Source organism: Gordonia sp. 'Campus' (genome assembly GCF_022206305.1).
Classification (GTDB): Bacteria; Actinomycetota; Actinomycetes; order Mycobacteriales; family Mycobacteriaceae; genus Gordonia.
Genome location: NZ_JAKOIW010000026.1, coordinates 33,012 through 51,190, shown reverse-complemented (window position 1 = coordinate 51,190; position 18,179 = coordinate 33,012). Strand labels below are relative to the sequence as shown.

The window sequence follows — 18,179 nt, the reverse complement described above, 5'->3', positions numbered from 1 at the left end:
GGGTTGGGGTCGGAGTCGGCGTCGGGGGACTCGGGAGTCGGGCGGCTCGCATGCATGACCCAAGTGTTGCCTATGTCGGCCTTGGTCGACCCGACATTCCCACACCACGGCTGATCAGAGCGCGAGCACGCCCTTCATGAGGTAGGCCATCCGCGCGGCGAACTGCGGGCTCTCCGAGCCGCGTCGCATGCGCACGGCGTCGTTGACGATCGAGAGTGCCGCGTGCACGGCGACCGCGCCCTGATCGCGCTTGATCTCCGGGTCGACCTGCATGAGCAGATCCACCCAGCGCGCCACGTAGCGCCGCTGGACGTCGACGAGGTCGGTGGCGCTGGCTTGGCCGGCGAGCGCGGGGGAGTTGTTGAAGCTCACCGACAGATCCGGGGTGCTGGTGATGGTCTCGACGTAGGAATCGACCATACCGGCAAGAAGTTTCGCCGGATCAGACGTCGCGCCGTAGACGGCCATCACCCCCGCCTCCAGGCGGGCGCCGCTGCGCTGGCCGATCGCGACGAGGATGGCGAGCTTCGACGGGAAGTGTTTGTAGACACTGGGACCCGCGATGCCGACGGCTCCACCGATCTCGTCCACACCGACGTCGGTGTAACCGCGGTCGGCGAAGAGTTCGGCGGCTGCGTCGAGGATCTCGTCGCGACGCGAACCCGGCACGGAGGTGACCGTCGGCGAGGTCGCGAACGGCGGTGCCGCAGCGGGGCTCAGCGTGAGAATCCGTCGGATGAGCTTCTCGATCTCGTCGCGCGCACGCGCGCCGGACATTCGGGTGTGATGCACGGTGAGGCTGCCGCTGACGCTCAGTACCGCCCACGCCAACTGCACGGCTTCGCGCTCGGAGAGATCCGTCCGACGGGCCGCGAGCGCCGACGCCCAGTGGCCGATGACCTCGCGAGTACGAACCGCGACCAGTTTGTTCTGCTCGGTGGTGAGGTAGTTGCTGGTCCACCGCCACAACGACGCGGCCTGGGGGCGCTGCACGGCCAGGTCGCAGACCGTCGAGATCAGCGAGTTGGCGTCGGCGCCGTCGGCCAGCGCCCGGTCGGTGCAGGACTCGAGGTCGTCGACACCGGCCAGAACGGCGGCCGCGAGCAGGGACTGCTTGTCGTCGAAGTGCCGGTACACCGACGGCGCGGTCACCCCGGCCGAGCGCGCGATGTCGGCGAGCGAGACCTGTGCATACCCACGCTGCAGGAAGAGCGCGGCCGCGGAGTCGACGAGTTGTCGTTTGCGGTCGGCGCCCCTGGTGCGAGAGGTGGGTTTCCGGTCAGGCATGGTGAACAGACCATAGCGCACATTCGACAGAACACCAGACCTCTTGACCACCGGGTATAGCCAAATAAGTTATTCCGCGTTAGCCTCGGTGGGTAACCAACCAGTGGTTCGTGTGAAAGGAACACTTTCGTGCCTGATCAAGCATTCATCTACGAGGCGATCCGCACGCCTCGTGGCAAGCAGCGCGGCGGTGCGCTGCACAGCGTCAAGCCCGTCGATCTGGTCTCCGGCCTGATCAACGAGGTACTGGCCCGTCACGGCGGCCTCGATCCCGCCGACGTCAACGACGTCATCCTCGGTGTCGTCTCCCCGGTCGGCGAGCAGGGTGCGGTCATCTCGCGCACCGCCGCCCTCAACAGCGGTCTCCCCGAGACCGTCCCCGGCACCCAGATCAACCGCTTCTGCGCCTCGGGCCTGGAAGCCACCAACCTCGCCGCGGCCAAGGTCGCCTCCGGCTTCGATGACCTGGTTCTCGCCGGTGGCGTCGAGTCGATGTCGCGCGTCCCCATGGGCAGCGACGGCGGTGCACTCTTCACCGACCCGGCCACCGCATACGATCACTACATCGTCCCGCAGGGCATCGGCGCCGACCTGATCGCCACCATCGAGGGCTTCTCGCGCGAGGACGTCGACGCCTACGCCGCCGAGTCGCAGGCTCGCGCCGAAAAGGCTTGGAACAGCGGCTACTTCACCAAGTCCGTAGCGCCCGTCAAGGACATCAACGGCGTCACGATCCTCGATCACGACGAGCACCGTCGTCCGGGGTCGACCGTCGAGAGCCTCGGCAAGCTGAAGGCCGCCTTCGCCGCCCTCGCCGACATGGCGGGCTTCGACGATGTCGCCCTGCAGAAGTACCCGAGTGTCGAGAAGATCAACCACGTCCACACCGGTGGCAACAGCTCCGGCATCGTCGACGGATCGGGCCTCGTGCTCATCGGCAGCGAAGAGGCAGGCAAGCGCAACGGCCTCACCCCGCGTGCCCGCGTCGTCTCCTTCGCCGAGATCGGCTCCGAGCCCACCATCATGCTCACCGGGCCCACCCCGGCCACCGAGCTGGCGCTGAAGAAGGCCGGCCTGACCGTCGACGACATCGACGTGTTCGAGCTGAACGAGGCATTCGCCTCGGTCGTCATGAAGTGGATGAAGGATCTGAAGATCCCGCACGAGAAGGTCAACGTGAACGGTGGCGCGATCGCCATGGGTCACCCGCTCGGTGCAACCGGCGCGATGATCTACGGCACCTGCCTCGACGAGCTCGAGCGCACCGGCGGCCGCTACGGCCTGATCACCCTCTGCATCGGTGGCGGCATGGGCGTCGCGACCATCATCGAGCGTCTCTGACCCTTCGAGGCTCGCTTCGCTCGCTCCTCAGGGGGGCGGCGACCACCACTTCACGAGAAAGAACTCTGCGAATCACCATGAGTGACAACATGATCAACTGGGAGAAGGACGCCGACGGCGTCGTCATCCTGACCATGGACGACCCCAACCAGGGCGCCAACACGATGAACGCGCTCTACCAGGAGTCGATGGCCGCGACCGTCGACCGCCTGGAGGCCGAGAAGGACGACATCACCGGTGTCGTCCTCACCTCCGCGAAGAAGACCTTCTTCGCCGGCGGCGACCTGAAGGACATGACCAGCGATCGCAAGGACGTCTCCAAGGAGGAGATCGCCACGCAGATCACCGAGACCACCAACGCCATGAAGAAGGTGCTGCGTCGTCTCGAGACCCTGGGCAAGCCGGTCGTCGCCGCGATCAACGGCGCCGCTCTCGGTGGGGGCCTGGAGATCGCGCTGCACACCCACTACCGCATCGCCGCGGACGTCAAGGGTGTCCAGATCGGTCTGCCCGAGGCCACCCTCGGCCTGCTGCCCGGCGGCGGTGGCGTCGTGCGTACCGTCCGTCTGCTCGGTATCCAGAACGCCCTCATGGGTGTCCTGCTCCAGGGCCAGCGCTTCAACCCGACCAAGGCCAAGGAGACCGGCCTGGTCAACGAGGTCGTCGGCTCCATCGAGGAACTGATCCCGGCCGCGAAGGCCTGGATCAAGGAGAACCCCGAGGCCCAGCAGCCGTTCGACGTCAAGGGCTACAAGATCCCGGGCGGTGCTCCCACCAACCCGGCGTTCGCCGCCAACCTCCCGGCTCTGCCGGCTCTGCTGCGCAAGCAGATCAAGGGCGCCAACATGCCTGCGCCGCGCGCCATCCTGGCCGCCGCGGTCGAGGGTGCCTACGTCGACGTCGACACCGCGGACATCATCGAGACCCGCTACTTCGTCTCGCTGGTCACCGGCCAGGTCGCGCAGAACATGATCAAGGCGTTCTTCTTCGACCTGCAGCACATCAACGGCGGCGGCTCGCGCCCCGAGGGCTACGACAAGTTCACCGCCAAGAAGGTCGGCGTCATCGGCGCCGGAATGATGGGCGCGGCAATCGCTTACGTGTCGGCAAAGGCCGGCATCGAGGTCGTCCTCAAGGACATCGACCTCGACGCTGCCAAGCGCGGCAAGGGCTACTCGGAGAAGCTCGAGGAGAAGGCTCTCGCCAAGGGCAAGACCACCCAGGAGAAGAGCGACGCGCTGCTCGCCCGCATCCACCCGACGGTCGACGCCGCCGACTTCAAGGGTGTCGACCTCGTCATCGAGGCCGCCTTCGAGTCGGTCGAGGTCAAGCACAAGGTGTTCCAGGAGATCGAGGACATCGTCGAGCCCGACGCCGTCCTGGGTTCCAACACCTCGACCCTGCCGATCACCATCCTCGCCGAAGGTGTGAAGCGTTCCGAGGACTTCATCGGAATCCACTTCTTCTCGCCGGTCGACAAGATGCCGCTGGTGGAGATCATCAAGGGTGAGAAGACCTCGGATGCCGTGCTGGCCAAGGTCATCGACTACACGCTGGCGATCCGCAAGACCCCGATCGTCGTCAACGACAGCCGTGGCTTCTTCACCAGCCGCGTCATCGGCACCTTCGTCAACGAGGCCATCGCGGCCGTCGGCGAGGGCGTCGAGCCGGCATTCATCGAGCACGCGGGCACCCAGGCCGGCTACCCGGCCGCGCCGCTGCAGCTCATGGACGAGCTGACCCTGACCCTGCCGCAGAAGATCCGCAAGGAGACCGAGGCAGCGGCCAAGGCCGAGGGCAAGGACTTCCCGCAGCACGGCTCGAACGCCGTCGTCGACTGGATGGTCGAGAACGGCCGCACCGCCCGCAAGGACGGCAAGGGCTTCTACGACTACGACGAGAACGGCAAGCGCACCCAGCTCTGGCCGGGACTGCGTGAGCACTTCAAGTCGGGCACCACGGAGATCCCGCTCGAGGACATGAAGGAGCGGATGCTCTTCGCCGAGGCCCTCGAGACCGTCAAGTGCTTCGACGAAGGTGTCCTCACCTCCGTGCCGGACGCCAACATCGGTTCGATCTTCGGTATCGGCTTCCCCGCGTGGACCGGTGGTGTCATCCAGTACATCAACGGATACGAGGGTGGCCTGCAGGGCTTCGTCGACCGCGCACGCGACCTCGCGTCGAAGTACGGCAAGCACTTCGAGCCGCCGGCCTCGCTGGTCGAGAAGGCTGCGAAGGGCGAGAAGTACTGATCCGCTGATCTGATTCCCTCTCACACAGGAGCCCCGGCTGGATTCGTCCAGCCGGGGTTCCGGTGCTTCCGCTCACCATTTACGTTTCCGCTCACCGGAATTGGGTGAGCGGGAACGGAAAGCGTGAGCCTGTCGTCACGCGGCGAGAAGGCCGAGTTTCTGGAGCCAGGGCCTCAGGAGCGCGTCGAGCTCACCCTTGCGTAGGGTCGACCATGTCCAGCGGACGACGACCACCCCTGCGGCGCGGAGCCGGTCTTCGCGGAGTTTCTCGCGGACGACGGCGTCGGCCGCCGTCTCCCCGGGCCTCGCCAGCACGCCGTACTTGTGCAGACCGTCGAACTCGCCGACCAGCAATGCTTCCCAGTCGAAGTCGCTGCGGTAGCGCGCCTCGCCGAGCACGAACTCACGCTGCAGAGTGGGACGGGGCAGCCCTGCGTCGATCATCTGGGCGCGACTCCACGACTCGCCGACACTCTCGGATGCTCCGTCGGCAAACGGCAGGGCGCGCTTGGCATTGCGCGCACTTCGGCGTCGACGACAGGAGAGCGAGTCGGCCATGGTGTCGAAGTCTGCCCCGAGCCGCAGAGCGGCGTCGAAGACGACGAGCGCCTGGGCGAAGGTGCCCATGAGGGCGACATCGACCGCGGTGCGCTCGATGGAGGTGGTGCGTACTCCGTCGATCTCGATGATCTCCGTGGGGTCGAGCGGTGAGGCGTGGAGATGCCGTTGCGCTCGAATCGATCCGCCAGATGTTCGCCCGGTGGTCACGTGGACGAGCGACAGGTCGGGGTCGAGCATGGGAAGGCCGAGCACTGCGGCTGCGGAGGTGTGGCTGAGAGGGTGTCCGTCCTCGTGGTGCGAGGTGGCGATGGCCAGCGCGCGGAGTCGATGCCGTTTCTCGGTGGAGTCCGCACCTGCGGGCTGATGTGCAGCGGCGATCCAGACGCCCGGGGCGACACGGATCAACTCGCCGCGCCTGACGGCGCCTGTGAGGTGTTCGTCGGAGAATCCGGCCCGGAGCGCCGCGTCGCGGTGGAGGAGTCCGAACCGGTCGGCGGGGAACGTCAGCATGGGTACTTCGACGCAGCTGAGCGCTCCCTGGTTCCATCTCCATCGATCGCTCACGATGTCCGTTCCCGCTCACACGTTTTGGGTGAGCGGGAACGGAATCGGTGAGCGGGAACTCAGTCGTCCGACGGCGCCTCGGCACCACCGACGGTCAGGACGACGCGGGCGCCGTACGGCACGGACTCGACGAGGCGCAGCTGCGCCAGTGCCGGGTGGGCATCGAGTAACCGGCCCGCGTTGGCCAGCGCGCGCAGGGCGGCCGTCTCGGCGCGAGCCGATTCGAGCTTCGCCAGACCGCGGGTCTTGGCGGTGATCACCTCGAGGGCCGCACTGCGTACCTCGGCCGGGACGATGACGTCACGGACGACCACCTCGAGGACCTCCATGCCCACGGTGCCCGCGGCCCGGGCCGCTGCGGCGCGGATCGGTTCGACGTCGACGGAGTCACCGCGACGCACGAGGTCGTCCGACGCGACGCCGGCGCAGACCTCACGCAGCGCGATCTGGGCGGCCAGGTAGACCGCGCCGATCGGGTCGGAGGCTCGTTCGACGAACGCCCCGGCGTCGATCACGCGGGCGCGCAACGTCATCGAGATACGGACGGCCATCGAGTCGGCGGTGAGGATCTCCTGCGGTGCGACCTGGATCAGGCGCTCTCGTAGGTCGACGCTGAGCGTGGCGTCGGGCTTGCGCACGCGGTGACGACCGGTGGGGAGCGTCTGGACCTCGGTACCCCGGTAGGCCAGCACGGTGTGCCCCGGAGGGACGGTGATTCGGTTGTGGAACAGCATGGCGATCCTCCTTTCCGTTGCGTCGCAATGCTTGTCGGGTGTGGGGATTCGGATGGCGACACCGCTCGCGGGCGGGCCGGCCGATGGGGTGCGACGCGGGGTCGCGCACGACCCGGACGACGACCGCAGAACCGACCGGGCCCGGGCTCCCGGGAGCGGTGCCGTGTCAGGACTCGAACCTGCTCGGGAGGTATCCCTTGCCATCTGAAGGCGGACGAGGATTCCGACGCGCAGAAACACTTCGCGGTACCCCGCTCCGGTCTGCTGGTCCTCGTGCCGAACGGGAACTATGCCAGCGTCGTGCTCTCGGGCGCAACGGAATTAACGAGCGTTGATCCCTGCTCCCTGAGGTGCGAGCGAAGCGAGCCACGAAGGGTCGTCGCAACTCGTCTCACCGAGCCCTTCGTGGCTCGTCGCTTGCGCTCCTCGCACCTCAGGGAGCAATAGTCATGTGGTTCTTTCGGATTGGGGAGCGGGGGATGGAACCGTTCGGGCGCCGGGCGCGTCCAAGTGCCGTGATCCCGATACCCACTGATCGTTCCGGTGTGATCCTGCGTGAGAACGCGCTCCGTGCCGGACTCTCCGAAGCCGACCTCGACGAGGCGGTGACCCGCGATCACCTGGTGTGTCTCGGTCCCGGCGTGTTCGCGCTCGCGGTCGGATACCTACTGTGGTCGCGGGGGTGCTGACTCCCGGGCCGAGACGAGACACGGCGTATCGGAAGTTTCTCCGATACGCCGTGCCTCGTCTGGGTTTCCCCCGACTGGGTTTACGCGGTCAGGCTTGCCCGCTGATCACCTGGTTGTTCATCGCGGGTCCGCCGACCGTGTTCCGGCCACCCGTCGACGCGGGTCCGACGGCATCGCCAGGCCCCTTCGATTCCGTGCGGCGGAGCAGCAGGACGAGTGCCAGCGCGACCGCGACCGGAGCACAGGCGATGAGCACGATGGCGCTCGTCGACAGACCGAGTCCGATCAGGGCGCCGCCGACGATCGGGCCGACCACCGAGCCGAGGCGACCCATCGACGAGGCCCAACCGACTCCCGTCGCGGCGGTGGCCTGCGGGTAGATCGACACCGCCACGGCGGCCTGCCCGATCATGCCGGCCTGAAGTCCGAGCCCGACGCCGCCGAACACCAGGAGCAGCAACGCCCTGTCGGCGCCGAGGAACGCGGACAGGATCAGGAACACGATGGCCGCCACCGTGGTGCCGGCGAGGATCGAGCTCATCCGGTATCGGGTCGCGCCGAGGATCAGCACTCCGGCACCGACGATGCTGCCGACGCCCAGTGCCGCCGACCCGAGTGGTGCCAGACCCGTGCTGAAGCCGTAACTCGTCAGGAGGGTGGGCAGCCAGGACGAGAAGATGTAGAAGACCGAGAACACCATGAAGGCGAAGCCCCAGAGCAGCATGGTCCGGCCACGCACCTCGGGGTCGAACAACCGGGCCACGGCCGCGTGGTGGCGGGCCTGCGAACCCGGGGTCACACCGGTCAGCTTGCGCTCGTCCGGCAGCCACACCCAGAGGAAGGGGAACAGGGCCGCAGAGGCGATGGCGCCCGCGACGAACACCGACGGCCAGCCGTATGCCGACACCAACCGAGTACCCAGCAGTCCGGCGATCAGCGCACCCATCGAGATGCCCATCGTGACGAACACCGCGATCGACTGCCGGTGCCGGGCGGGGTTGAGTGCAGTCGCCTGAGCCACGGCCGCCGGCATGACCGCGCCGAGACCGAAGCCGGTGATCAGGCGCAGCACGCTCAGCTCGACGATGTTGCCTGCCCATGCCGTCAGCAGACTGCCGATGGTGAACACGACAACCGCGGCGAGGATCACGTGCCGGCAGCCGAACCGTGCGGTGAGCCGGCCGACCGCGATGTAACCCAGGGCGACACCGAGGCTGGTCAGCGACAGGGCGGGGGTGAAGTGGGATGCGGGGACACCCCAGTCCTCCTTGAGCGCCGGCACCGAGAGGCCGAGGGCGATGGTGTCGTAGCCGTCGAGCACGACGGCGATGAAGGCGAGGATCAGGACCGGCCAGTTGGGTCTGTCGACGGCCGGTGCTGAGTTGTTCGGGCTGGAGTTGAGAGTTGGTCCGCTCACGATGGCGTCCTCGGGGTGTAGTCGGCGTGGCTGACGCCGGTTCGAGTGATTCTAGTCGGCCGCGGGCGCGGCCTCGGGAAGAAATCCCTGTGCCTCGACCTCGACACTGAGGCCCGGCTCGACCAGTGCCGACACCTCGACGAGGGTCGAACACGGGAAGTCCCCGGAGAAAACCGCGCTCCGGGCGCGTCCGACAGCTGCCTTGTCGGCGATGTCGGTGACGTAGATGCGCAACACGACGATGTCGTCGACGGAAGCGCCGCACGCCTCCGTCAGTGCGCGCACGCGGCGGAAGGTCTCGACCGCCTGCGCGTGGGTGTCGTCGCCACCCACCGGACCGTCCGGCCCGCCGGCGTGCATCCCCGAGAGGAAGAACTGGTCGCCGACGACGCGGGCGTTGCTGAACATGTCCCGACGGGGCGGTTCCGCGACGTCGGGGTGTCCGACCCGGGTCATGGAGTCACCGCCGAACGTCGCGCATCGGACTCACGCGTCAGTCGTTCGCGGACGGGGAGGAAGTCGTACGTCGGATAGAAGTCGGTGGCGAACGTCCCCCATGCCCGACGTTCCAGTTCGACGTTCACCGCGGGCAGCCGGTCGGCCGGGAGCCGGAGGGTGACGATCTGGCCGATCCCCATGGCGACGACCCAGGAGACGACCTCGCATCCCTCGGGCGGAAACCCGTGCCACCAGTCGTTCTCGTCGAGCCGGCCCTGCATCTGTTCGAGGTTCTGGCTCTGGTCGTGGCGCAGCACCACGGTCAGCAGCATCGTCTCGGCGGTGCTCATGCGTTTGCTGCGGCGAGTTTGTCGGCCTGGGCGACGGCATCGGCACGGTAGATCCGTCGAATCCGGGAGACACCGAGATCGTGCTGGTAGAGGTGCTCCTCACGGTCGGCGTCACCGGCGAGCGCCTCGAGGACCAGCCGGTCCTGTTCGAGGACCTCCCAGTGCTTGGCCTCCAGCGTCGTGCGGTAGAGGAACCGCCAGGTCTCGCGTTCCCATCCGCTCACCCGCCGGGTGCGCCAATGGAAGATCGCCGACGTCGATCGGTCGATGGGCGTGCTCATTCCCACGATCCCGAACACACCGCCGGGGCCGGCCCCGGGGCCGTACGGGATCTCGAGGTCGACGTAGTCCATCGATCCGCGCACGAACTCGACCCAGTCGAAGTTGACGCCGCGCTGGTCGGTCTTCTCGAAGAAGAAGCCGCGGTCGGTCTCCCGGATGCGGAACCGTGCGGAGGTGTCGCCACCGAACATCGAATGGGAGTTGCGGTGCAGGAAGGCGCCGTGCATGGGGTCGAGGACGTTGTCCATGTAGAACCGCCACGGGCCCGCCCACTCGGCGAAGTTGCCGAACCAGGACACCTCGGGATCGGACAGCCGGTCGGGGAGCACGAACGGGGTCGGCACCGAGTCCGCGGTCAGCGGCAGGAACGCGAAGATCGTGTCGGCCGCCTCGACCACCTCGAGCGACACCGTCGCGCGGCGGCCCTCGAGCGCGCATCCCGGCATCCCCGGCACCGACACCACGGTGCCCTCGCCGTCGACCTGGACACCGTGGTACGCGCAGGCGATGCGGTCGCCGAGGTGTTGGCCGACCGACAGCGGAGCGCTGCGGTGCGGGCACCGGTCCTCGAGCATGCGGACCCGTCCCTGTGCGTCGCGGAACAGCACCCAGTCGACCTCGAGTCGGCGGACCGGGACCATGGCCCCGGGTTCGAGCATGCGCGACGGGAGGATCGGGTACCAGCGGTCCCGGAGGCCCGTCGCCGCGATCTCGTCGGCGTCGAGGTGACGACGGGTGCCGACGGCGTAGGTCGGTGTGCGTCGCGCGGGACGTTCGCGGGTTGCGGACCGGGTGCCGGGGGTGGGCTGTGTGGTGGTCATGTCATTTCCCCAATCTGCGCATCTCGGCGCGGAAGGTCTCGGCGGTCCACGGACCACCGTCGGGTCCGTGGAGGCCGAGGGCGTTCAGGCCGTCGGTGACCTCGTCGAGAGTCGTTGCCCCGGCGGTGAAGATCTCGGTGACGGAACCGGCGAGCTTGAGCTCATACGGTGTCAGCGGCTCCGGATGGGTCTGGTGTGTCTCGAGGTAGGGCTCGCGGGCTGGGCGAGTCATCATCGGAGTACTCCTTCGTCGATGAGTGGTGTGGGCTGGGCGAGGAGGCGGCCGTCGCGGGCGGCGAGGCCCTCGGCGATCGCGACGAACGAGACGGTCCACTCCTCGAAGGACTCCCGGCACTCGGTATGCGCGGGGACGGGCGCGCCGTCGAGGACGACGAAGACGCCGTTGTCGATGTCGCCGGCGAGCGTCTGCGCCGCATCGAGATCGGTGTCGGCGTTTGGCGCCGACGCGAGAACCAGGGTCGGAACCCGAACGGACGGGAGCAGATTCGTAGTCTCTGCGGTAAGCGGCGCGGGCTCGGCCAGGATCAGGCTCAGCACGAGGTCGGGGTTCTCGACGGCCAGGGCGATCGCGTCGGCGACGTCGGTGCCGGAGGCGAAGACATGGGCCTGGTCCCCGGACCGGACCCGCGTCGCGATGTCGTCGTCCCACCAGAGGGCCGGGGCGGTCATCAGTGGGCCCCAGAGGAATCGAGCCCAGAGGAATCGAGCCCAGAGGAATCGAGCCCAGAGGAATCGAGCCCAGAGGAATCGAGCCCAGAGGAATGGAGCCCAGACGGGACGTGCACCGGCGGGACGAACGGCCCGGGGGCGGGGTCGACGGCCTCGACATCCACCTCGATGAACGACGGGCCGCCGCGGTTGACCGCGGCCTCGAGAGCGTCGGCGATGACGCCCGGGCCGCGCACGAGTCGGTAGGGGATGTCCATCGCTGCCGCGAGCAGATCGAAGCGCGGCGTGTGCAGGTCGACGCCGGAGCGCCGGAAACCGTTCTTCTGCTGCATGTTCCGCAGCACCCCGTACCCGCCGTCGTTGAACACCAGCACGATGACGTGCGCACCCGAGCCGGCCAGGGAGGCGAGCTCGCCGAGGTGCACCGACAATCCACCGTCGCCGGCGACGACGAGGGTCGGGGCGTCGGGCCGGGCGTGCGCCGCACCGATCCCCATCGCGAGTCCCTGTCCGATCCCGCCGCCGAGGGGAAAGATGTTGGTGCCGCGCTCGTAGATCGGCAGCAGGCGGTTGCCCCACTGGCTCGACGGGATCGTCACGTCGCGGGCGATCACCGAGCGACGCGGTAGCGCATCGCGGATCGCCGTGCAGACCTCGGCATAGCCACCGATGTAGGTCGTGAGATCGTCGCGGACCTCCTCGCGCACGGCGGTCACGCGGCGCGGCCACTCGTCGGCGGTCGCGACCGCGTCCAGCTGGGCCAGCAGAGCAGTGATCGTCGGTGCGGCGTCTCCGACGAGCCCGACCGTGGCCGGGTAGACGCGGCCGATCGTCGTCGGTTCGACGTCGATCTGGATGATGTTCTCCGGCAGTGAGAGCGAGTAGGACGCGGTCTCGTTCGATCGGAAGTGGGTACCGACGGCGAGGAGCACGTCGGCGTCGTCGAGCAGTGCCCGCACCGCGGGGGTGGTCGCGAAGTTGCCGATGACGAGGGGGACGTCCTCGGCGACGATTCCGCGCCCGGAGTTGCTGGTGACGATGCCCGCGCCGAGGAGTTGAGCGAGCTCGGCGATCTGCTCATCCGCGCCGGCCGCGCCGCCGCCCAACCACAACAGTGGTCGTCGCGCGTGTCGCAGCAGATCAGCGGCACGGGCGACGGCGTCCGCGTCGGCCACGGGCGTCGACACCGAGACCGACGGCGCCGGTCGCTGGGCGTCGGGGGAGGCGAGATACTGCAGATCCGTGGGCCATTCGACGCTGGCCGGTCCGGTGGGTGCGGCGAGGACATGCGCGATCGCGGACTCGAGTTCGGCCTCGACGTCCTTCGCCTCGGTGATGGTCGTGGAGTATGCCGAGATCGCCTCGAGCATCTGCGGCTGGCCCGGGAACTCATGGATGACACCGCGACTCGCGGCCGGACGCCCGGGGGCGAGGAACTCGCTCTCGATCTGGCCGGTGATGTGCAGGACGCGACTGCCCGCGGTCAGGGCCTCCACCATCGAACCGGCAGCGTTACCTGCTCCGGTACCGGTACTGGTCAGCGCGACGCCGAGACCGCCAGACGCGCGGGCGAATCCGTCCGCGGCGTTGACCGCGGCCGCCTCGTGCCGCATCTCCACGAACGTCAGGTCGCGGTCGACGGCCTCGACGAGCGGAAGGTTGTGGATGCTGATCACCCCGAAGACGGTGGTGACGCCGTGCCGGCGGAGCACATCGACGAGGACGTCACCGCCGGTCGGTCGGCGGCTTCCGGTGTGTTCGGTCATCGGCTGTTTCTCCTGTTGCTGGGCTGGGTTGGTCGGGCTCTGCCGGGGTCAGACATAGCGGTGCACCCCGCCGCCGACCTCGAGCGTGGCGCCGGTCGTGTAGCTGTTCCGCGGCGAGAGCAGGGTGGTGATGGGGAATGCGAGTTCGTCGGCGGAACCGAAGCGGCCCAGTGCGATTCCCCGGTCGTCGGCGATCTCGGCACTCCAGGCCGCGAAGTCGTCGGCGCCGCTCTCGGCGAACCGGCGTTGCCACTGTCCGGTGTCGATGAGGCCGAGCAGCACCGAGTTGACCCGTGTCCCGTCGGTCGCGAGCTCCTCGGCGAGCGAGCTCGACAGGTTCAGCAGGCCCGCCCGGGCCGCCGACGTGACGGCGAGGCGGGTTTCGGGCTGCCGCGACAGGATGGCGTTGACGATCACCACGGCACCGCGGTCCGACGCCGCGAGCGCGGCGCGGGTGGCGCGGATGACGTGCAGCGCACCGAAGATCTTCAGGTCGAACTCGTCGCGGATCTCCTCGTCGGTGGTCTCGTCGAGGGTGCGCATGAGCGACCGCCCCGCGTTGCAGACCACGCCGTCGAGACCACCGAGCCGGTCGACGGCGGTGGCGACGAAGGCGTCGACGGACGCGCGGCTGGTGACATCGCACGACGCGGTGACCACGTCGGTGATCGCGGCGAGATCGGCTGTCGCGGAACGAAGACGGTCCTCGTCGCGGGCACAGAGCGCCAGGCGGGCGCCTTCCTCGGCGAGCAAGCGGGCGGTGGCGAGGCCGATCCCGGAGCTCGCGCCGGTGATCAACACTCGGCGACCGGCGAGCTGCAGGTCCATGGGTACTCCTCGGGGCTGGTGTGCGGTGGGGCTGCGGACTGGGGGTTGGGGGCTGGAGTCGAAGTGGATGCGTCGCTCAGCGGAAGATGAATCCGCCGTCGACGACGATGGTCTGACCGGTGACGAAGGCGGCGTCCTCGGACAGTAGGAAGCGGACCACTCCGGCGACGTCCTGCGGGGTCTGTTCGCGGTCGAGTGCGCGCCCCGCGGCGTAGGTGCGGTACCGGTCTTCGGGAACGCCTTCGGTGGCCTCGACCCGGATCAGGCCCGGCGCAACGGCATTCACGCGAACTCCGTGCGGTCCGGCATCGCGGGCCATCGAGCGCGTCATCCCGATGACCGCGGCCTTGGACGACACGTAGTGCACGAGCCGCGGCGACCCGTACATCGCGACATCGGAGGCGATGTTGACCACGGCGCCCCGCGAGCGGGACAGCAACGGCCACAGGTACTTCGTGACCGACCAGGTGCCACGGACGTTGACGTCGGTCAGCCGTCCGAACTCGTCGTCGGCAAGCTCGAAGAACGTCGCGCCACCTACGCCGTCGGCGATCGCCGCGTTGTTGACGAGGCCGATCACGTGATCGCCGTCAACGTCGAGACGGTCGGCGAGTGCGCGGACGGCGTCGACGTCGGCGATGTCGGTGACGATCGCGCGGGCGTCGTGACCGGCGTCGCGCAAAGCGGCCTCGGCCGCGAACGCGGTCTCCGCATCCCGTTCGGCGATCACCAGTCGGTGCCCGTCGGCGCCGAGACGTTCGGCGATGGCACGGCCCAGTCCGCGGCCGCCGCCGGTCACCACCATCGTCCCGGCGCTCATGACAGCATCCCGACGAAGTCCAGGACGTGGTCGGCGACGACGTCGGGTTGTTCCTGGATCGCGGCGTGGCCGGCATCGGGGACGATCCGCAGCTGCGCGCCGGGGATCTCGTCGGCGAGGAGTCGTGATTCGTCGACGCCGGTGATGGTGTCGCGCTCACCGACGAGAACGAGGGCCGGGCGGGCGAGTCGGGCGAGATCGGAGCCGAGATCGGTCGCGGCCATGTACCGGGCCGCGGCGGCGAAGCCGGGCTCGCGGACCTCCGCCATGGTGGCGCGGACCTCGGCGGTGACCGCCGGGTCGCAGTCGGGTGCCGTGAGCGCGTCGGCGCGGTCGGCAGCGACTGCGGCGGCACCCCGGTCCACGAGGTCGGGGATGCGGGCGAGCATGCCGGCGGCCCGCTCGGCGGTGACCCCGGAACCGCGGGTGCTGTCGGCGATGACGAGCGCGGCGACGAGATCGGGCCGGTGCAGCGCCAGATCCATGGCGATCACACCGCCCCAGGACGTGCCGAGGAGTACGACCGGCTCTCCCGGAACGAGCGCTTCGATCAGTTCGGCCATCTCCTCGACGGGGCCGATGCCCGGCCGGGGATCGGCCGAGCGCCCGTAACCGGGGGCGTCGGGGCACCAGCAGTCGAGACCGGCGGCGGCCAGCCGTGCGGCCAGTGGGCCACACGACGTGGCGCCGCCGCCGATCCCGTGGAGCAGCACCACGTTGTGCCGGCTCCGGATCTCGCGGCTCGACGGGTGCGCGACGACGTGCACGCGGTCGAGCACGGTGACGGTGGTGGTCATGCGACGCCCACCGTCTGGGGCAGATGGATGAAGTAGTCCGGGTCGCGCGGGGTCACCAGGGAGCTCGCGCCGTGGTCGGGGATGCCGGCCATGGCCGTGCGGACGGTGGTCGTCGGCGGGCCCGCGGTTCCCCACTGATCGGACAGTTCGGGTGTGCGGCGCCAGGTCCGGCACAGCCAGGCGTCTTCGTCGATCTGGGCGACCTCGGAGGTGTACTCGCAGACCAGACCCGCCGGATCGGTGAAGTACGAGAAGGTGTTGTCGCCGGGGCCGTGGCGGCCGGGACCCCACTGCGGGCTGATCCCGTGGGAGCGCAGGTTACCGATGCCGCGCATGAAGTGGTCGATGGAGGTCATCTCGTAGGCGACGTGGTTCAGGGCCGGCCAGGGCGCCTGGTTCAGGGCGATGACGTGATGCTCGGAGTTGCAGCGCAGGAACGACATCTGGCGCTCGGACCAGTCCGACACCCGCATCCCGAGGACCTGGGTGTAGAACGCCGTGATCCGCTCGATGTCGGTGGTGTTCAGGACGACGTGCGCGATCTTGCGAGGGATGGCACGACGACCCGCGGGTTCCTGCGACGACACCGCGTGCACGTCCGCCGACAATTCGACGGTGCGCCCCTCCGGGTCGACGAGGGCCAGGCCGTAACCGCCCCCGGCGTCGTCGAGCGGACCCGGCTCGCGCAGCAGCGGCACGCCGATACGCTCCAGTGCGCGGGCGGCGTCGTCGACCTCGCGTGGTGTGCCGAGAGCGAAGCTGAAGCCGCCCAGGGCATTCGCGTCACCGGGGCGAAGGTCGAGAACATGGTGTTCGGTGCCGGTGGCGCGCAGCCAGAACCGGTCACCGTCCTCCTCGACGGTGGTCAGTCCCCACACTTCGTGATAGAAGTCGCGCGAGGCCAGGGGATCGGGGACGCTCAGCGTGACCGAGCGCAGGCTGCGCAGACGGCACACCGGTTGCTCGGTGAGTACGGGAAGCTGGGAGTAGAGCACGGGGATCCCCTAGAGGTCGAGTACGAGTTCGGCTGAGCGGCAGCGTGAGACGCAGGGAAGCATCGTCTGTCCGCTCGCGTGTTCGGTGTCGGTGAGGACGAAGTCGCGGTGGTCGAGGTCGCCCTTGACGACCCCGATCTCGCAGGTGCCGCAGATGCCTTCCGTGCAGGAGCTGGGCACGTCGACGCCGGCGTCGGCCAGTGCGTCGAGCACGGACATGTCGGCCGGTACTGCGATGCGCTGCCCGGTCCGGTCGAGGACGACGTCGAATGCGGTGTCCCCGCCGGGGTCGACTTCCGCGACGGGTGCGGCGAAACGTTCGCTGCGCAGCGGGATCTCCGGCGGGATGACGCCGACGACGGCGTCGAGGAGGGCGGCCGGGCCGCAGCAGTACGCCACCGACCCGGATGGCGCTCCCGCGAACAGCGCCGGCAGATCGGGCAACCCGCCTCGCTCGTCGTCGGCGTGGATGACGGACGTCGAGTGCGCGGACACCTCGTCGACGAAGGCCATCGACCGTCGGGACCGGCCCGCGTAGAGCATCTGCCACGATCGGCCCTCGGACTCCAGCCGGCGCATCATCGCGACGATGGGGGTGATGCCGACGCCGCCCGCGATCAGGATGTGATGCGCGGCGTCGGGGTCGATCGAGAAGGCGTTGCGCGGGCCGTCGACCTCGATCTCGGCTCCGATGGACAGCCGATCGTGGACGTAGGTGCTACCGCCGCGCGACTTCTCGGCCCGGAGGACCGCCACGGACCACCGTGACGAGTCCTCCGGCGTCGAGCACAGGGAGTACTCCCGGACGAGTCCGTCCGGCAGACGAAGCGCGACATGCGATCCCGGTTCCCAGCGCGGGAGTTCGGCGCCGGACGGATCCACGAGGGTGATGCTCGTGACGCCGTCGGCCTCCCAGGTCTTCTGGTGCACGCGAAGGACTCTCGTCGTGTCTGCGGACATGGTGGACACCTCTCGGGTTCGGTTCGGGTGGAACGAGGTTCAGCGGGTGACGCCGAACATCTCCGAGCTCGGCGGGTACGTGGGGAGCTGCGGCTTCTCGGCGCCGATGATCACGCAGAACAGCGCGTCGGTGTCGCCGACGTTGGCGAGGCTGCGGGGGACGCCTGCGGGCACGCGGATCAGGTCGCGGTAGCCGAGGCGACGAACGGCCTTCTTGGTGCCGTCCTCCACGTCATGGACGGCGACCTCGAGCTCGCCCTCGAGGACGAAGAACACCTCTTCGACGTCGTGGTGGGTGTGCTCGGGACCGACGGCACCGGCGGGCAGACGCATGTTGGAGAACGTGAAGTGATCCGACGGAAGAGTCCGGTTGTCGTTCTCGTGGTCACCGGTGGCGCCCGAGCCGATGTAGCGGATCTGGGCGCGCTTGAAGCGGTCGCCGCCGGCGGCGGCCTGGAAACCCAGTGTGTCCCAGTCCTCGTGCCGGGTCTCGCGGCTGGCGATGCAGGAGTCGATCTGCTGCTCGAGATCGGCGATGGTCTTCTCTGGTGCGGTCATGATGGTGGTTCCTCTCGGTGTTTGGCGGG

Annotated in this window: 19 protein-coding genes; 3 read left to right on the top strand and 16 right to left on the bottom strand. The window is 68.7% G+C overall.

What is annotated here, in order from left to right; genetic code table 11:
* Positions 1 to 114 precede the first annotated feature (114 nt).
* Positions 115 to 1,287 carry a TetR/AcrR family transcriptional regulator gene (locus MAY35_RS21175; RefSeq protein ID WP_238423253.1) on the bottom strand — a complete coding sequence of 391 codons (1,173 nt, stop codon included), beginning with the start codon at positions 1,285 to 1,287 and terminating at the stop codon, positions 115 to 117.
* 129 nt (positions 1,288 to 1,416) lie between these two features.
* Here MAY35_RS21175 and MAY35_RS21170 point away from each other — a divergent pair, with 129 nt between their 5' ends.
* Both MAY35_RS21170 and MAY35_RS21165 read left to right on the top strand, forming a co-directional pair.
* A complete protein-coding gene (locus MAY35_RS21170; protein ID WP_238423252.1) occupies positions 1,417 to 2,628 on the top strand; it encodes an acetyl-CoA C-acetyltransferase in 1,212 nt (403 codons plus the stop codon).
* A gap of 77 nt (positions 2,629 to 2,705) precedes the next feature.
* Positions 2,706 to 4,880 carry a 3-hydroxyacyl-CoA dehydrogenase NAD-binding domain-containing protein gene (locus MAY35_RS21165; protein WP_238423251.1) on the top strand — a complete coding sequence of 725 codons (2,175 nt, stop codon included), beginning with the start codon at positions 2,706 to 2,708 and terminating at the stop codon, positions 4,878 to 4,880.
* A 135-nt stretch (positions 4,881 to 5,015) separates the two neighbouring features.
* On the opposite strand, the gene MAY35_RS21160 is transcribed toward MAY35_RS21165, so the two are convergent.
* Positions 5,016 to 6,005: a hypothetical protein gene (locus MAY35_RS21160; RefSeq protein ID WP_308192483.1), complete on the bottom strand. Its 990-nt coding sequence runs from the start codon at positions 6,003 to 6,005 to the stop codon at positions 5,016 to 5,018.
* A gap of 59 nt (positions 6,006 to 6,064) precedes the next feature.
* Entirely contained in the window at positions 6,065 to 6,739 is a 675-nt protein-coding gene (locus tag MAY35_RS21155) for a slipin family protein (protein ID WP_238423250.1), read from the bottom strand.
* Between the two features lie 545 nt (positions 6,740 to 7,284).
* Here MAY35_RS21155 and MAY35_RS21150 point away from each other — a divergent pair.
* Positions 7,285 to 7,428, top strand: a complete 144-nt coding sequence (locus MAY35_RS21150) for a hypothetical protein (RefSeq protein WP_238423249.1) — start codon at positions 7,285 to 7,287, stop codon at positions 7,426 to 7,428.
* An 88-nt stretch (positions 7,429 to 7,516) separates the two neighbouring features.
* Here MAY35_RS21150 and MAY35_RS21145 read toward each other — a convergent pair whose 3' ends face one another.
* The 13 genes from MAY35_RS21145 to MAY35_RS21085 all read right to left on the bottom strand — a co-directional run bounded on the left by MAY35_RS21145 (position 7,517) and on the right by MAY35_RS21085 (position 18,150).
* On the bottom strand, positions 7,517 to 8,845 hold the full coding sequence (locus tag MAY35_RS21145; protein WP_238423248.1) for an MFS transporter: 1,329 nt from the start codon (positions 8,843 to 8,845) through the stop codon (positions 7,517 to 7,519).
* A gap of 51 nt (positions 8,846 to 8,896) precedes the next feature.
* The gene (locus tag MAY35_RS21140) at positions 8,897 to 9,301 is read right to left on the bottom strand and encodes a RidA family protein (protein ID WP_238423247.1); all 405 of its coding nucleotides are present in this window, start codon (positions 9,299 to 9,301) and stop codon (positions 8,897 to 8,899) included.
* Positions 9,298 to 9,633 carry a hypothetical protein gene (locus MAY35_RS21135; protein ID WP_238423246.1) on the bottom strand — a complete coding sequence of 112 codons (336 nt, stop codon included), beginning with the start codon at positions 9,631 to 9,633 and terminating at the stop codon, positions 9,298 to 9,300. Before MAY35_RS21135 ends, MAY35_RS21140 begins: the two co-directional genes overlap by 4 nt.
* Positions 9,630 to 10,736 carry a Rieske 2Fe-2S domain-containing protein gene (locus MAY35_RS21130; protein ID WP_238423245.1) on the bottom strand — a complete coding sequence of 369 codons (1,107 nt, stop codon included), beginning with the start codon at positions 10,734 to 10,736 and terminating at the stop codon, positions 9,630 to 9,632. The genes MAY35_RS21135 and MAY35_RS21130 overlap by 4 nt, the downstream gene beginning before the upstream one ends.
* Before the next feature lies 1 nt (position 10,737).
* Positions 10,738 to 10,971, bottom strand: a complete 234-nt coding sequence (locus MAY35_RS21125; RefSeq protein ID WP_004018951.1) for a recombinase-like helix-turn-helix domain-containing protein — start codon at positions 10,969 to 10,971, stop codon at positions 10,738 to 10,740.
* On the bottom strand, positions 10,968 to 11,426 hold the full coding sequence (locus MAY35_RS21120) for a hydrolase (protein ID WP_238423244.1): 459 nt from the start codon (positions 11,424 to 11,426) through the stop codon (positions 10,968 to 10,970). The genes MAY35_RS21125 and MAY35_RS21120 overlap by 4 nt, the downstream gene beginning before the upstream one ends.
* Positions 11,426 to 13,192, bottom strand: a complete 1,767-nt coding sequence (locus MAY35_RS21115; protein WP_238423243.1) for a thiamine pyrophosphate-binding protein — start codon at positions 13,190 to 13,192, stop codon at positions 11,426 to 11,428. The genes MAY35_RS21120 and MAY35_RS21115 overlap by 1 nt, the downstream gene beginning before the upstream one ends.
* A gap of 48 nt (positions 13,193 to 13,240) precedes the next feature.
* Entirely contained in the window at positions 13,241 to 14,020 is a 780-nt protein-coding gene (locus MAY35_RS21110; RefSeq protein WP_238423242.1) for an SDR family oxidoreductase, read from the bottom strand.
* Between the two features lie 76 nt (positions 14,021 to 14,096).
* Positions 14,097 to 14,840 (bottom strand): SDR family oxidoreductase, encoded by a 744-nt coding sequence (locus MAY35_RS21105; RefSeq protein WP_238423241.1) that lies wholly within the window; start codon positions 14,838 to 14,840, stop codon positions 14,097 to 14,099.
* The gene (locus tag MAY35_RS21100; RefSeq protein ID WP_238423240.1) at positions 14,837 to 15,637 is read right to left on the bottom strand and encodes an alpha/beta fold hydrolase; all 801 of its coding nucleotides are present in this window, start codon (positions 15,635 to 15,637) and stop codon (positions 14,837 to 14,839) included. Before MAY35_RS21100 ends, MAY35_RS21105 begins: the two co-directional genes overlap by 4 nt.
* Positions 15,634 to 16,632 carry a VOC family protein gene (locus MAY35_RS21095; protein WP_238423239.1) on the bottom strand — a complete coding sequence of 333 codons (999 nt, stop codon included), beginning with the start codon at positions 16,630 to 16,632 and terminating at the stop codon, positions 15,634 to 15,636. The genes MAY35_RS21100 and MAY35_RS21095 overlap by 4 nt, the downstream gene beginning before the upstream one ends.
* A 9-nt stretch (positions 16,633 to 16,641) precedes the next feature.
* The gene (locus tag MAY35_RS21090) at positions 16,642 to 17,592 is read right to left on the bottom strand and encodes a PDR/VanB family oxidoreductase (protein WP_238423238.1); all 951 of its coding nucleotides are present in this window, start codon (positions 17,590 to 17,592) and stop codon (positions 16,642 to 16,644) included.
* A 39-nt stretch (positions 17,593 to 17,631) separates the two neighbouring features.
* Entirely contained in the window at positions 17,632 to 18,150 is a 519-nt protein-coding gene (locus MAY35_RS21085) for a cupin domain-containing protein (protein ID WP_238423237.1), read from the bottom strand.
* Positions 18,151 to 18,179 lie beyond the last annotated feature (29 nt).

Excerpts from the sequence above, each read along its gene's own strand:
- MAY35_RS21175 (WP_238423253.1), bottom strand. The coding sequence starts at position 1,287 with ATGCCTGACCGGAAACCCACCTCTCGCACCAGGGGCGCCGACCGCAAA.
- MAY35_RS21165 (WP_238423251.1), top strand. The coding sequence starts at position 2,706 with ATGAGTGACAACATGATCAACTGGGAGAAGGACGCCGACGGCGTCGTC.
- MAY35_RS21155 (WP_238423250.1), bottom strand. The coding sequence starts at position 6,739 with ATGCTGTTCCACAACCGAATCACCGTCCCTCCGGGGCACACCGTGCTG.
- MAY35_RS21140 (WP_238423247.1), bottom strand. The coding sequence starts at position 9,301 with ATGACCCGGGTCGGACACCCCGACGTCGCGGAACCGCCCCGTCGGGAC.
- MAY35_RS21135 (WP_238423246.1), bottom strand. The coding sequence starts at position 9,633 with ATGAGCACCGCCGAGACGATGCTGCTGACCGTGGTGCTGCGCCACGAC.
- MAY35_RS21130 (WP_238423245.1), bottom strand. The coding sequence starts at position 10,736 with ATGACCACCACACAGCCCACCCCCGGCACCCGGTCCGCAACCCGCGAA.
- MAY35_RS21125 (WP_004018951.1), bottom strand. The coding sequence starts at position 10,971 with ATGATGACTCGCCCAGCCCGCGAGCCCTACCTCGAGACACACCAGACC.
- MAY35_RS21120 (WP_238423244.1), bottom strand. The coding sequence starts at position 11,426 with ATGACCGCCCCGGCCCTCTGGTGGGACGACGACATCGCGACGCGGGTC.
- MAY35_RS21115 (WP_238423243.1), bottom strand. The coding sequence starts at position 13,192 with ATGACCGAACACACCGGAAGCCGCCGACCGACCGGCGGTGACGTCCTC.
- MAY35_RS21110 (WP_238423242.1), bottom strand. The coding sequence starts at position 14,020 with ATGGACCTGCAGCTCGCCGGTCGCCGAGTGTTGATCACCGGCGCGAGC.
- MAY35_RS21105 (WP_238423241.1), bottom strand. The coding sequence starts at position 14,840 with ATGAGCGCCGGGACGATGGTGGTGACCGGCGGCGGCCGCGGACTGGGC.
- MAY35_RS21100 (WP_238423240.1), bottom strand. The coding sequence starts at position 15,637 with ATGACCACCACCGTCACCGTGCTCGACCGCGTGCACGTCGTCGCGCAC.
- MAY35_RS21090 (WP_238423238.1), bottom strand. The coding sequence starts at position 17,592 with ATGTCCGCAGACACGACGAGAGTCCTTCGCGTGCACCAGAAGACCTGG.
- MAY35_RS21085 (WP_238423237.1), bottom strand. The coding sequence starts at position 18,150 with ATGACCGCACCAGAGAAGACCATCGCCGATCTCGAGCAGCAGATCGAC.